Here is a 13,121-nt window from a genome sequence, read left to right as displayed (position 1 = left end):
CTCAGCCTTCCTTGTCCAGCAGGGTGTCGAGCTTCTCGAGGAAGCCCTTCCAGCCGGCGTGGGCGCCGCCGAAGGCTTGCTTCTGGTCGGGGCGGAAGCCGGCCTGTTCGACGCGCAGATGCGTGCCGGTCGGGGTGGGGGTGAGGGTGAAGGTCACGACGCTGGTCAGGTCGTAGGCCGGGTCCTCGTGCTTGAAGTTCCAGCTGTAGGACAGGCTGGTGGGCGGCTGGAGGCTCAGCACCTCGCAGTCCAGCACGCCGCCCCATTCGCCGCGCAGGTTGAACTTGTGGCCGACCTGCGGCTGGAAGTCGTTCTTCATCAGCCATTCCTCCATCAGGTGGGGCTGGGTCAGGGCGCGCCAGAGCTTCTCCGGCGGGTGGCGAAGGTCGCGTTCGATGACCACGGTCTTGGTGTCGGTCATTGGTCCATCCTGTTCAAAAGGTCTTCGAGCTTGTCGAACCGGCCTTCCCAGAAGCCGGCCATCTTGCTCGTCCAGTCGATGAGCGGGGCCAGGGCGTTCAGCTGGGCGCTGTAGTGCGTCTGGCGACCCTCGTGCCGGTCGGCGACCAGGCCGGCGGTTTTCAGCACCGCCAGGTGCTTGGACACCGCCGGCTGGCTGACCCCCGCCTGGGCGGTGAGCGCGCCAACCGTCTGCTCGCCGTCCCGACACAGGCGCTCGAACAGGGCGCGGCGGGTCGGGTCGGCGAGGGTGCGGAAGAGGGTGTCGTGGGGTGTTTCGGTCACTGACTCATAACTCATGGGCTATGGGTTTTCGTATAACTCTGGGGTTATGGGTTGGTCAAGGGGGTTATGCGGAGGGGCCAAGAACCTCGTCCTTCGACAGGCTCAGGATGAGGTTCTCTACTGACGCGGCGTTCCCGTAGCCCTCATCCTGAGCTTGTCGAAGGACGAGGGCGGATCGCTAGTGCGGCCGCGCCTGCGCTAGCGCCTGCGCCAAGGTCTCCAACGAGAACGGCTTCGAAATAAACGGCCAGTCCCCGGCCCGAGCCCGCCCTTGGTCCCCGCCCGTGTAGCCCGAGCAAAGCACCACCGGCAGCCCCGGCCGATCGGCCGCCAGCTGTTCGGCCAAGTCCACGCCGCTCTTGCCGCCCGGCATGATCACGTCGCTGAGCACCAACTGGATGCCGTCATCCTGAGCCAGCCGCGACAGCGCCTCATCCACCCCGCCGGCCCGCACCACGCTGTGCCCCAGGTCGTGCAGCATCACCCCGACCAGCTCGGCCACTTGCGGATCGTCCTCGACCAGCAGCACGCGCGAGGGGACCTGAGCCTGGACGTGGTCGACGGCCGGGGCGGTCTCGGCGGCGACCTCGTTCAGGTCGATCGGCAGCAGCAAGGCGATGGTCGCGCCCTGGCCGGGCTTGCTCTCGATATCGACCGAGCCGCCCGACTGCCGCGCGAAGCCATAGACCTGGGACAGGCCCAGGCCCGTGCCCTCGCCCGGGGCCTTGGTGGTGAAGAACGGCTCGACCGCGCGGATGATGGTGGCCGCGTCCATGCCGGCCCCGGTGTCCCGAACGGCGACCCGCAGATATTCCCCAGGCTCCAGCTCGCCCTGCTTGCGGGTGATGGTGACCGGGCGGCTCTCGATGGTCACCTCGCCGCCGGGCGGGGTGGCGTCGCGGGCGTTGACGACCAGGTTCAGCAGGGCCGCCTCGAACTGGCCCGCATCGATCCTGGCGGCGCGCACGCCCGCGCCCAGCCGCAGGTGGAAGGTGTAGGCGTCGCCCAGGGCGCGTTTCAGCAGGCCTTCGCACTCGGCGATCAGGCGGTCGACGCGGCAGACCTCGGGCTTCAGCGGCTGGCGGCGGGCGAAGGCCAGCAGGTGCTGGGTTAGCTTCTCGCCGCGCTTGGCCGCCGCCAGGGCCGCGCCGATCATCTTCTCGCGCCGGCGCTCGTCGTCGGGGTGGCGCTCGACCACGTCCAGGGCGCCGATGATCACCGTCAGCAGGTTGTTGAAGTCGTGGGCCACCCCGCCGGTCAGCTGGCCAATGGCTTCCAGTTTCTGCGACTGCAGCAGCGCCGCCTGGGCGGCGTCGCGCTCGGCCACGGCGGCCTCGACGCGCTCTTCCAGCAGCTCGTTGACCCCGGTCAGCTTGGCCTCGGCCTGCTTGGCGTCGGTGGTGTCGAAGGCGATGCCGATGAAGCCGATGAAGGCCCCGTCGGGGCCAAAGCGCGGCTGCGAGAACGACTTCAGCCAGCGCCACTCGCCGTCGTTGCGGCGATACCGGCCCTCCAGACTGAACGGCTTGCGCGAGGCCTCGCCCGCCACCTGGGCCTTGAGGATGCCCGGCAGGTCCTCGGGAAACAGCCGCGTGCGCCAGTCCATGGTCAGGGCGCCGTCATAGTCCAGACCCGTGAACTCGACATAGGCGCGGTTGACGAACTCGCGGATGCCGCCCGGCCGCGACACCCACATCAGGGCGGGCGCGCTGTCGGCCAGGTTCCGGAAGCGGGCCTCGCTCTCGCGGACCTGTTCTTCCGAGCGGCGGCGGTTGGTGACGTCGAAATTCAGGCCGATCATGCGGACCGGCTTGCCCTCCTCGTCGCGGATCACCTCGCCGCGGCCGTGCACCCAGCGCTCGCCCTGGCTGGTGTCGGCCAGGCGATACTCGACCTCGTACTCCTCCAGCCCCTGGAGCGCCCGTCGCACTCGCTCGCGCGTCATCTCGCGGTCGTCGGGGTGGACATAGGACGGCAGGTCGCCGATCCGGACCCGGCCCTCGTCGGGCGCGCCCATGTTCCGCCGCGCGCCGGGCGACAGATAGAGCTCGTCATGGACCATGTCGTAGTCCCAGGGCCCGACGCCGGCGGCGGTCTGGGTCACGCGCAGGCGGGCCTCGGCGTCGGCGCGCTCCTCGCGGGCCCGGGCCAGCATCCGCATCGCCCCGCGCAGGCCTTCGGCCGCCGCCACGATCATCACCGCACACAGCAGGAAGATGACCAGGGTGGCCAGCTCGTCCTCGGATATCGCGGTCGTGCCCTGGTCGGTCCACAGGTAGAAGCCGAACGCCGCGCCGGCCCCCAGAGGGACCAGTCCCCAGCGCCAACCGGCGTACAGGGTGACCAGCATGATGGCCGGGAAGAACGGCTGGGTGGCCCCCACGCCGCCGTGCAGGCCCAGCAGGGCCACGCGCATCAGCACCGCCATGGCCACGCCGATCAAGGCGGCCACGGCGCATCGCCACGCCGGTGGTGGAACCGGAGGGATAAGCCACGCGCTAACTAGAGCATGGATTCGACGGTGCTCGTCGGAAGCCAAGTTCGGGGCGTCTTCTTTTACCACCTCTGCTCCCCGCAAAGATGTCTTGCCAAGAGCATGGACACGCTTACCTAGAGCACGCAACCGAGGAGATCAGTGATGGCCGACACCTTGAACACCGGGCTGAGCGCCAAGCAGCGCGCCGACATCGCCGCATCGCTGAACAAGGTCTTGGCCGACAGCTACGCGCTCTATCTCAAGACGCATGGTTATCACTGGAACGTCCGGGGTCCGAACTTCCAATCCCTGCACGTCCTGCTGGAAGGCCAGTACCAGGAAGAGTGGGCGGCGCTGGACGACATCGCCGAGCGTATTCGCGCTCTGGGCGAGCTGGCCCCGATGGGCTACGGCGCCTTCGGCAACCTCTCCAGCCTCAAGGACGGCAATCCCGAAAATGAGTGGGAAGCCATGCTGAGCGAGCTGAAGGCCGACAACGAAACGGTTATCCGCACCCTGCGCGACGCCTTCCCGATCGCCGACGACGCCGGCGACGAGGCCACGGCCGACCTGCTGACCCAACGCCTCCAGGCCCACGAGAAACACGCCTGGATGATCCGCTCCACTCTCGGTAGCAAGTAGCTGCTGGCCGGGGGCAGGGTGGGGACCCTGAACATCACCGGCCTTCGCGCCGGAAACTGGAAGACCGCCGCGACCGTCCTGGTCGTCGGCGGTCTTTCGGCGTGCGCCACCACCACCTATTACGTGCCGGCCGGATCGGGGCGCGAGGCGGGGCTGATGCGGGTGACGCGCAGCTTCAGCGAGCGCGCGCTGCGCCACTATGTCGCGGACTTCGACCCCGCCATGCTGGCTCTAGCCCAGCGTCACGACCCTCGTCCGCACAAGGACTACTGGGGACGGGTCGAGGGCTGGGAAGTCATCAATCTCAAGGACATCCCGCGCCTGGGCGACCGCGTCGCCGACTTCGACGAGGCGCGGATCATCAACGCCCTGCGCCCGGCGGTTCCGGAAGAGCTCGAGGCCGCGCGGCCGTTCGTGATCACCGGCTCGGCCGACGCCCGCGCCAAGGCGCTGAACTGCCTGACCCAGGCGGTCTATTACGAGGCCGGCTTCGAGCCTGGCGAGGGCCAGATGGCCGTGGCCCAGACGGTGATCAACCGCATGCGCCACCCGGGCTATCCGAAGTCGATCTGCGGGGTGATCTACGAGGGCGCGGCGCGCTCGACCGGCTGCCAGTTCAGCTTCGCCTGCGACGGCTCGCTAGCGCGGGTGCCGCCGCCGACCCTGTGGGCCAACGCCCAGGCCGTGGCCAAGCGGGCGCTGAGCGGCTTCGTGTTCAAGCCGGTGGGCGTGGCCACCCACTACCACGCCGACTACGTCTCGCCTTATTGGGCGCCGACCCTGGTCAAGCTGAAGCAGTTCGGCCAGCACATCTTCTATCGCTGGACCGGCCCCGCCGGGACCCTGGCGGCCTTCACCGGCCGTTATTCGGGCAACGAGACGGTCAGCGCCGAGATCCTGATGGCCGCCGACCCGCGCACCCTGGAAGCCGCCCCGCCCGAGGTGCTGGCCGCCCAGAACGCGCCGGCGATCGCCTCCAGCGCCGCGGCCCGGATGCTGGGCGTCGACAACCTCGTTTTGCCCGAAGCCAAGCTGATGGCGGTGCCGGACGCCAACTCGCCGACGGGCGAGCGGTTCACGATGGTCGGAACGGTGGCCGGGCGAAGGATCCCGACCGCCGAGGAGATCGCCAAGATCAACAAGGCGCTGGAAGCGGTGGCTGAGCCTCCGCCGCCGGCCGTGGAAGCGCCGGCGGCGCCGGCCACGCCGCCCCCTCCGCCGCCGAAGCCCAAGCCCCGGCCGCCGAGTTTGTTGAATCCGTTGAACTGATGCTCCCCCGCGATGCGGGGGAGCTGTCGCGTAGCGACTGAGGGGGCAAGTGCTGCTCAGGCCGAGCTAGCCCCCTCCGGCCCTCTGGGCCACCTCCCCCGCATCGCGGGGGAGGATCTAGTCCCTACCAAACCCCGATCTTATTCGCTTCCGCGTGACTGATCGGATGATGCGCGGCCTTGTGGTCCTCTTCCGCGAGGAAACGCACCGCCTCCAGCGCCGCCATGCAGCCCATGCCGGCCGCGGTCACGGCCTGGCGATAGACGTCATCGGTCACGTCACCCGCCGCATACACCCCCTCGATCGCCGTCGAGGCCGTGCCCGGCTTGACCTTCAGATAGCCACCCGGACCAACCTCCAGCTGGCCCGCGAACAGCTCCGACGACGGCGCGTGGCCGATGGCGATGAACACGCCGTCGGCGGCCACATCGGTCGTTTCGCCGGTCTTGATGTTCTTCAGCCGAGCGCCGGTGACGCCCATCGGATCGGTCTGGCCGGTGACCTCGTCGATGACGCTGTCCCAGATCACTTCGATCTTCGGGTGGGCCAGCAGGCGCTCCTGCAGGATCTTCTCGGCGCGCAGCTCGTCCTTGCGGTGGACCAGGGTCACCTTGCTGGCGAAGCTGGTCAGGAACAGCGCTTCCTCGACGGCGGTGTTGCCGCCGCCGACCACGATGACGTCCTTGCTGCGATAGAAGAAGCCGTCGCAGGTGGCGCAGGCGCTGACGCCAAAGCCCTGGAACTTAGCTTCGCTCTCGATGCCCAGCCACTTGGCCTGGGCGCCGGTGGCGATGATGATGGTCTCGGCGATCCAGTCCTGGCCGCTGTCGGTCTTCACCGTGAACGGGCGCTTGGAGAGGTCCACCGAGGTGACGATGTCGCTGACGAACTCGGTGCCGACATGCTCGGCCTGGGCGCGCATCTGGTCCATCAGCCAGGGACCCTGGATGACGTCGGCGAAGCCCGGATAGTTCTCGACATCGGTCGTGATGGTCAGCTGGCCGCCGGGCTGGATGCCGGCGATCAGCACGGGCTTCAGCAGCGCGCGGGCGGCATAGATGGCGGCGGTGTAGCCGGCGGGGCCCGAACCAATGATCAGGCAGCGGGTCTGGCGGGGAGCGGTCGTGGACATGGCCGCAGATATAGTGTCGATTCCGCCGCGAGGCGATGGGCTGAAAGTGGTGAAAAACTCACGCCGCATCGAGGTCTTTTCAGCTTGGTGGCGGCCCTTCGCCATTGGCGTTATGTTGTGACCATGAACCCGTTGCTGGAACGCATCACGATTGAACCTGGCAAGGTCGGAGGCCGGCCGTGCATTCGCGGCCTGCGGATCCGTGTTCAGGACGTGCTGGAAATGCTGGCCAATGGCATGACCACGGCGGAGATCATCGAAGACTATCCTTATCTCGAGGCCGATGACGTTCGCGCCGCGCTTGCCTATGCGGCCGCGGCGGTGAGCGACACCGCCGTCGTCGCCGCTTGAGATTCCTCGTCGACGCTCAACTCCCGCCGGCTCTGGCGTCCTGGTTGCGTTCGAAGGGTCATGAAGCCCGCCACGTTATCGATGCGGACCTGGGGGACGCGCCTGACGCCGACATCTGGGCGTTGGCGATCGCGGAAGACGCCATGATCGTGACCAAGGACCGCGATTTCGTGGACTGGGCGCTAGCCCGAACGCCCAGGGCGCGTATCCTTTGGGTCCGATTTGGCAACATACGACGCGACGCCTTGATCGCCAGATTCGAGACGGTTTGGTCTGAACTGTCCGGTGTCCTGGCCAGCGACGTAACGATCATTGAGGTGGGACGATGAAGGCCGGACTTCCGATCGGGCTGGGCCTGGGCGTCGCCATCGGCGTGGCCTTCGGGCTGGCGCTGAACAACCTGGCGCTGGGCATCAGCTTGGGCGTCGCCATCGGCGGCGGGCTGGGCGTGGTCTCGATGGGGATTCCGAGCGCCAACAAGGCCAAGAACGCCGGCGGCGACGGCGGGACCTTCACCAGCGACGCCAGCAACTCGACGGGCTCCGATTGCGGCTCGGACGGCGGTGGTGGCGACGGCGGAGGCTGTGGCGGCGGCGATTGACGCCTCGTCCACCTTTTCGGGGTTAAGATGACGGCAACCACGTTTTCGGGTGATCCGTCATGTCCGCCCCCTTCATCGAGATCGCCGGCCGCAAGATCGGCCCCGCGCACTCGCCCTATGTGATCTGCGAGCTGTCGGGCAATCACAACGGCAGCCTTGAGCGCTGCCTGGCGATGGTCGACGCCGCCGCCGACACCGGCTGCGACGCCATCAAGATCCAGACCTACACCGCCGACACCATCACGCTGGATGTCGACCGGCCCGAGTTCAAGATCCACGGCGGCCTGTGGGACGGGCGCACCCTGTACGAGCTGTACGCAGAGGCCCACACCCCGTTCGAGTGGCACGCGGCCATCTTCGAGCGCGCCCGCCAGCGCGGCGTGACCATCTTCTCCAGCCCGTTCGACGAGACCGCCGTCGACCTGCTCGACAGCCTGGGCGCCCCGGCCTTCAAGATCGCCTCGTTCGAGGCCGTCGACCTGCCGCTGATCAAGTACGCCGCCTCCAAGGGCAAGCCGCTGATCATCTCGACCGGCATGGCCAACCTCGAAGAGATGCAGATCGCGCTGGACACGGCCCTGCAAGCCGGCGCGCCGGGTGTGCTGCTGCTGCACTGCGTGTCGAGCTATCCCGCGACGTTCGCTGACGCGAACGTTCGTACTGTCCCAGACATGGCCGCCCGCTTCGGCTGCCCGATCGGCCTGTCGGATCACACGCCGGGCACGGCCGCCTCGGTGGCGGCGGTGTCGCTGGGCGCCTGCTGCGTCGAGAAGCACTTCACCCTGGCCCGCGCCGACGGCGGCCCGGACGCCGCCTTCAGCCTCGAGCCTGCCGAGTTCAAGGCCCTGGTCGACGACACCAAGAACGCCTGGGCCTCGCTGGGCGCGGCGCATTACGACGTGCTGGGTTCGGAGCAGGGGTCCTTGCTCTTCCGCCGCTCGCTGTACATCACCGCCGACGTCAAGGCCGGCGAGCCGCTGTCCCGCGCCAACATCCGCTCGGTCCGCCCCGGCAACGGCTTGCCCCCCGGCGAACTGGACAACGTCCTGGGCAAGACCGCGACCCGCGACATCACGCGCGGCGAGCCGCTGGACTGGTCGATGGTGGGCTAGGCGCGCCGCAGCGTCGTCCGCCCGCGATAAGCCCAACGCCAGAGCCACTCCAGCGGGCCCATCGCGAACCGGCTCATCCACCAGCGCGACCACAGGATCTGCGCCGCCCAGGTGGCGATGACGATCGCGGTCAGGGCGGGGCGGTCCAGCTTGCCGTAGAGCGCCGGGCCTCGGCCGCCGTAGAACAGCACCGTCATCACTGCCGACTGGGCGATGTAGTTGGTGAAGGCCATCTGGCCGACGGGGGCGAGGGCGGCGGGGATCGCCTTCCAGACCTTCGAGCGGGCGGCCAAAACAAGCAGGCCCGCATAGCCCAGGCCGACGATCGGGGCCGTCGCGCGCTGGATCCAGCGCGCCAGGTCCCACAGGGTGTCGGGGTGGTCCGGCGCGGCGACGTACAGCGCGAAGGGCAGGGCGGCGATCAGCAGGGCGAACAGGCCCGCAGCGGCCAGGGCGCGCCAGACGCCGGCGGAGACGCGGCCGCTCAGCACGCCCAGCTTGAACAGGCCCATGCCCATCAGCATCAGGGCCGTCACGGTGAGCGGCCAGTTCGACGGCCATTGCAGCCAGACGTGGCTGAGCACCTCACGATAGTCGGCCAGGTTCTGGGCCAGGGACTGGGCGAAGGTCCCGCCGTAGCGCGCGCCGGCGATGGCCTGGGCGGCCAGGTCGGGGGGCTGGGGCACGGGCGGGTCGATGGTCTCACCGATGATCTTGAAGCCGGTGGCCAGCGACATGGAGAGGTCCAGCGCGATGCCGACCGCCAGCAGCCGCCAGGCCGGCCAGTTCCGCGCCAGCGCGACGACCAGCCCGATCAGGGCGTAGTAGGTCAGCACGTCGCCGTTCCACAGCAGCGCCCCGTGCAGCGCGCCGATGATCAGCAGGCTCAGCAGGCGCTTCAGCAGCAGCCCTTCGCGTCCCTCGCCTCCGACCAGCAGGATCGAGACGCCGAACAGCATCGAGAACAGGGTGTAGAACTTCTGCTGGAAGAACACCTGGGTGACCCACCAGACGCCGACCGAAGCTGGCTCCATGCCGTGCGGCCAGTCGACCAGGCTGGTGGCCACCGCGTGCGGCTCGGACGCCAGCGGGATGTTGCACAGGAAGATGCCCAGCACGGCGAGGCCGCGTAAGGCATCCAGCAGGACGATGCGGTTCTTGTCCTCCATCAGGCCGCCCGTCGCAGGGGCGCGGGGCCGCGATAGGCCAGGCGCCACAGCCATTCCAGCGGCCCCATGGTGAACCGGTCCAGCCACCAGCGCGACCATAGGATCTGGGCGATCCAGATCACGACGACGATCCCCGCCAGGGCCGGGCGATCCAGCTTGCCGTACAGCACGGGCCCTCGGCCGCCGTACGAGATCACGGTCATGATCACCGACTGCATCAGATAGTTGGTGAAGGCCATCTGGCCGACCGGCGCCAGCACGGCGGGGATAGCGCGCCAGACCTTGGCGTTCGCCGCCAGGGCCAGCACGGCCAGGTAACCCAGGCTGACGGCCGGGGCGGTCAGGCCTTGCAGCCAGCGACCCAGCACGCCCAGCATCATCGGCTTGGACGGCACGGCCAGATAGAGGCTCAGGGGCGCGGCGACCACGATCATGGCGCCAAGGCCGATGGCGACCAGGGCCTTGTGCGCGCTCGGCGACAGCTCGCCCTTCAGCACCCCTAGCTTGAACAGGCCCATGCCCATCAGCATCAGGGCCAGCACGGTCAGCGGCCACAGCGGCGGCCACGACCAGGACTCGACCAGGAAGCCCCAGTAGCCGTGGGCGTTCTGGCCGAGCGAGGAGGAGAAATCGCCGGTGAAGCGGGCGGTCTCGGCGGCCGCTTCCTTGGCGATGCGGGCGGTCAGGTCGGCCGGAAACGGCTGGTCGAAGCGGGCCGCGTGACCCAGGGTGCGCCACAGCTTCCAGCCATATTCGCCAAGGTGCAGCACGATGCCCACGGTGAGCAGCCGCCACGCCGGCCAGCCCCTCGCCAGCAGCGCGACCAGGCCGATCAGGGCGTAGAAGCTCAGCACGTCGCCCTGCCAGACAGCCAGGCCGTGGAAAAGGCCGATGGCCAGCAGGGCCAGCAGCCGCTTGACGATCATCACCGTGCGGTCGCGGTCGCCGCCTTCCCCGCCGATCAGCAGGATCGAGGCCCCGAACAGCATGCCAAACAGGGTGTAGAACTTCTGCTGGAAGAACACCTGGGTGACCCACCAGACCGCCAGGCTGGCCGGCGCCTGACCGTGCGGCCAGAACGGCACGCTCTCGGCCACGCTTTCGGGTTCGAAGGCCACGGGGATGTTGCAGATCAGGATGCCCAGGATCGCCAGGCCCCGCAGGCTGTCCAGCAGGACGATACGATCCTTCTGCATGCGTGATTCCCCTCAGCCTCACGCAGCGATGCTGGGCGCGCCAGGGTTGAACTACAAGTCTAAATCTAGCCTTCTGGCAGCAGTCCAAGCCGCTTGCCGGTGATCCGGTCCAAGGTGCGTTTGGGCAGGATCTCGGTCATCAGCACCTGCATCGGCGAGGGCGAGACGACGTAGCGGACCTTGGGCCTGGCCGCCGTCAGGGCGGTGGCGATGGCCTCGCCGATCGCCTCGGGCGGCAGGCCGGCCTTGCCGATCTGCAGCATGTAGGCCCGCAGCCGATCCAGCGCCGTGGCATAGGGCGTGTTGGCGTAACGCGTGACATCGACCTGGTCGGCCTTGTCCCAGATCGGCGTGGCCACCGCGCCCGGCGCGACCACCACGACGTCGACCCCGAACGGCAAGAGCTCGCGGCGCAGCGACTCCGACAGGCCCTCCAGTCCGAACTTGGTGGTGCAGTAGGGGGCCATGAACGGATTGGCGTTGCGGCCGCCGACCGACGAGATGTTGACGATGCGGCCGGGGTTGGCGACGCGCGCCTCGCCCGCGCCCAGAAGCGGCGCGAAGGCCTGGGTGGCGATCACCACGCCGGTCAGATTGACCTCCAGCTGCTGGCGCCAGTCGTCCAGCGACAGGTAGAGCAGCGGCCCCGCCACCGCGATGCCGGCGTTGTTGACCAGGCCCGCCAGGGTGGCCCCGCCCAGCACCGCCTCGACCTGTTTGGCGCCCTCGCGGACGGCGGCCTCGTCGGTGACGTCGAACAGCAGCGGCGTGAAGGCGTCGCCGAACTCGGCCTTCAGCCGCTCGGCGTCGGCGGCCTTGCGCACGCTGCCGAAGACGTGGAAGCCCTTGGCGACCAGCACCTTGACCGCGCCCCAGCCGATGCCGGTGGAGACGCCGGTGACGACAACGGATTTCTTCTGAAGCATGGGTGAGCCCTCCCGCTAGACGGCGGAGGATGGGGCAAGTGAACGCTGTTCGCTAGAGGGCGGCGGCGCGTCCAGGGCCTCGCGCAAGGCGGGCTGGCGCGAGCGGCTGACCGGCAGGGGCGCGCCCTCGTTCAGGTGCAGCCGCCAGCGGTCGCCGTCGCGCTCCAGGCGCTGCACGTGGGCCAGGTTGGCGATCACCGAGCGGTGGACGCGCAGGAAGTTCGCCGGCAACTGGGCGGCCAAGCCGTCCAGGCGAGCAGCGTGCAGCAGGCTGCGACCGCCGGCCAGCCGCAGCTCGGCATAGTCGTCGGCCCCGACCACGGCCAGGATCTCGGCGGTTGGGACCAACTCGACGCCCCGCGCCGAGGCCACGGTCAGGCGGTCGGGTTGGCTGGCGGCGCGGGTCAGGGCGGCTTCGCGGCCGCGGTCGTCGCGGGAGAGGCGCACCACCTCGACCATCAGCAATGGCAGCACCAGCATGGCGGCCAGCAGGAAGTAGGAGAAGTCGGCCAGCCACTCGGGAAAGCCCAGGGCCAGCACCAGGAACAGCGCCAGCCAGGCCAGGGTCGGTCGCGCGCCGGGGACGCGCCAGCGTACGCCCGCCGCGGCGGGTACGGCGGCCAGGATCACGCCCAGGATCAGCGCCCAGACCGTCTTCATGTCGAAACCCGGCAGCAGGGCCGTGGCCCCGACCGCGCCCAGCGCCAGGCCGATGACCAGACCCCGCGCCCTGGGCAGGAACCGCGCCGTGACATAGGCCGCCAGCAGGATCGCGAAGGTCGCCGCCAGCCCCCAGATGGCGCTCATCCGCCAGGCGTGCAGCGGATAGGGATAGTCGAACAGCGGCCGCAGGCTCTCGACGATGGCCTGCAAGGCCGAGACCCCGGCCATGGCCGCCAGGATCAGGCTGGACCCGGTGCGGCGCATGGCGTGGATGACGCCAAAGCCGAACGCCGCCGCCAAAAGGGTCCCGGCCGCCACGAAGGTGATGGCCAGCAGTGCGGTGCGTTGCGGATAGGGATAGGGCATGACGAACAGCGCGCTCATCGGGCGGGCGAATGGCAGGCCGCCGTGGAACGACGACAGGCGCAGCACAAGCGTGTTCCCGTCCGTCCGCCAGGCGCTCTCGCGGATCGGAAACACCGCCTGGTAGCGTCCGGGAATCTCGTCTCGCGCCGTGGCGCCGGGACGGCCGTTGGCCCCCAGGCGCTGGCCGTTGAACCAGATCTCGGACGAGGCGACCCCCGCCACATAGAGCGCGTGTGGCCGTGTGTCTTTCGGCGCGGCGATCGTGGCGCGGATCCACAATTCGCGGCCCTGGGGATCGACGAAATCCTGGACCGGACGGCAGTCGCTCAGCACCGGACCAGCCGGTCCGGCCGCGCCGTGGCAGGCTTGCCATGACAGGTCCTGCGCTCGAGCCAGGGTCGTGAAGGCGGCCAGGAGCAGGCCGAGAAGCAAGGTTCGCCACATGGCGTCACTTTAAGGCGCCGCTCGCCGAGA

General features: G+C 69.0%; 14 protein-coding genes. 6 read left to right on the top strand and 8 right to left on the bottom strand.

Annotation, left to right across the window (positions count from 1 at the left end; translation table 11 throughout):
• Position 1: 1 nt before the first annotated feature.
• The 3 genes from AC07NF_RS25420 to AC07NF_RS25410 form a co-directional block, all read right to left on the bottom strand.
• Positions 2-421 carry an SRPBCC family protein gene (locus AC07NF_RS25420; protein WP_494633435.1) on the bottom strand — a complete coding sequence of 140 codons (420 nt, stop codon included), beginning with the start codon at positions 419-421 and terminating at the stop codon, positions 2-4.
• Positions 418-744 (bottom strand): ArsR/SmtB family transcription factor, encoded by a 327-nt coding sequence (locus AC07NF_RS25415; protein ID WP_492814852.1) that lies wholly within the window; start codon positions 742-744, stop codon positions 418-420. The genes AC07NF_RS25420 and AC07NF_RS25415 overlap by 4 nt, the downstream gene beginning before the upstream one ends.
• A gap of 178 nt (positions 745-922) precedes the next feature.
• Positions 923-3,322 (bottom strand): PAS domain-containing protein, encoded by a 2,400-nt coding sequence (locus tag AC07NF_RS25410; RefSeq protein WP_494633434.1) that lies wholly within the window; start codon positions 3,320-3,322, stop codon positions 923-925.
• Between the two features lie 60 nt (positions 3,323-3,382).
• Between AC07NF_RS25410 and AC07NF_RS25405 the strand changes: the two genes are divergently transcribed.
• A complete protein-coding gene (locus tag AC07NF_RS25405; RefSeq protein WP_291871399.1) occupies positions 3,383-3,862 on the top strand; it encodes a Dps family protein in 480 nt (159 codons plus the stop codon).
• A 27-nt stretch (positions 3,863-3,889) separates the two neighbouring features.
• Complete coding sequence (locus tag AC07NF_RS25400; protein ID WP_494633457.1) at positions 3,890-5,131, top strand: cell wall hydrolase; 1,242 nt, start codon at positions 3,890-3,892, stop codon at positions 5,129-5,131.
• A 124-nt stretch (positions 5,132-5,255) separates the two neighbouring features.
• Here the strand turns inward: AC07NF_RS25400 and trxB are convergent, their stop codons facing one another.
• Positions 5,256-6,263 (bottom strand): thioredoxin-disulfide reductase, encoded by a 1,008-nt coding sequence (trxB, locus tag AC07NF_RS25395; RefSeq protein ID WP_494633433.1) that lies wholly within the window; start codon positions 6,261-6,263, stop codon positions 5,256-5,258.
• 123 nt (positions 6,264-6,386) lie between these two features.
• Here trxB and AC07NF_RS25390 point away from each other — a divergent pair, with 123 nt between their 5' ends.
• From AC07NF_RS25390 to pseI, 4 genes are read left to right on the top strand one after another with little or no spacing between them, the layout of a single operon-like run.
• Complete coding sequence (locus AC07NF_RS25390) at positions 6,387-6,614, top strand: DUF433 domain-containing protein (protein ID WP_492814860.1); 228 nt, start codon at positions 6,387-6,389, stop codon at positions 6,612-6,614.
• Positions 6,611-6,943 carry a DUF5615 family PIN-like protein gene (locus AC07NF_RS25385; RefSeq protein ID WP_492814862.1) on the top strand — a complete coding sequence of 111 codons (333 nt, stop codon included), beginning with the start codon at positions 6,611-6,613 and terminating at the stop codon, positions 6,941-6,943. The genes AC07NF_RS25390 and AC07NF_RS25385 overlap by 4 nt, the downstream gene beginning before the upstream one ends.
• Positions 6,940-7,215, top strand: a complete 276-nt coding sequence (locus AC07NF_RS25380; protein WP_494633432.1) for a hypothetical protein — start codon at positions 6,940-6,942, stop codon at positions 7,213-7,215. Before AC07NF_RS25385 ends, AC07NF_RS25380 begins: the two co-directional genes overlap by 4 nt.
• Before the next feature lie 59 nt (positions 7,216-7,274).
• Complete coding sequence (pseI, locus tag AC07NF_RS25375; RefSeq protein WP_494633431.1) at positions 7,275-8,327, top strand: pseudaminic acid synthase; 1,053 nt, start codon at positions 7,275-7,277, stop codon at positions 8,325-8,327.
• Here the strand turns inward: pseI and AC07NF_RS25370 are convergent.
• The 4 genes from AC07NF_RS25370 to AC07NF_RS25355 all read right to left on the bottom strand — a co-directional run bounded on the left by AC07NF_RS25370 (position 8,324) and on the right by AC07NF_RS25355 (position 13,091).
• Positions 8,324-9,496, bottom strand: a complete 1,173-nt coding sequence (locus AC07NF_RS25370) for a DUF418 domain-containing protein (RefSeq protein ID WP_494633430.1) — start codon at positions 9,494-9,496, stop codon at positions 8,324-8,326. The genes pseI and AC07NF_RS25370 overlap by 4 nt on opposite strands.
• Complete coding sequence (locus tag AC07NF_RS25365) at positions 9,496-10,692, bottom strand: DUF418 domain-containing protein (RefSeq protein ID WP_494633429.1); 1,197 nt, start codon at positions 10,690-10,692, stop codon at positions 9,496-9,498. The genes AC07NF_RS25370 and AC07NF_RS25365 overlap by 1 nt, the downstream gene beginning before the upstream one ends.
• 65 nt (positions 10,693-10,757) lie before the next feature.
• The gene (locus tag AC07NF_RS25360; RefSeq protein WP_494633428.1) at positions 10,758-11,618 is read right to left on the bottom strand and encodes an SDR family NAD(P)-dependent oxidoreductase; all 861 of its coding nucleotides are present in this window, start codon (positions 11,616-11,618) and stop codon (positions 10,758-10,760) included.
• A 15-nt stretch (positions 11,619-11,633) separates the two neighbouring features.
• Positions 11,634-13,091, bottom strand: coding sequence for a LytR/AlgR family response regulator transcription factor (locus tag AC07NF_RS25355; RefSeq protein ID WP_494633427.1), 1,458 nt, complete (start codon positions 13,089-13,091; stop codon positions 11,634-11,636).
• Between the last annotated feature and the right edge of the window lie 30 nt (positions 13,092-13,121).

The sequence above is a fragment of the Caulobacter sp. GW821-FHT10A06 genome (assembly GCF_059415805.1).
This window is presented reverse-complemented; position numbering and strand designations above follow the sequence as displayed.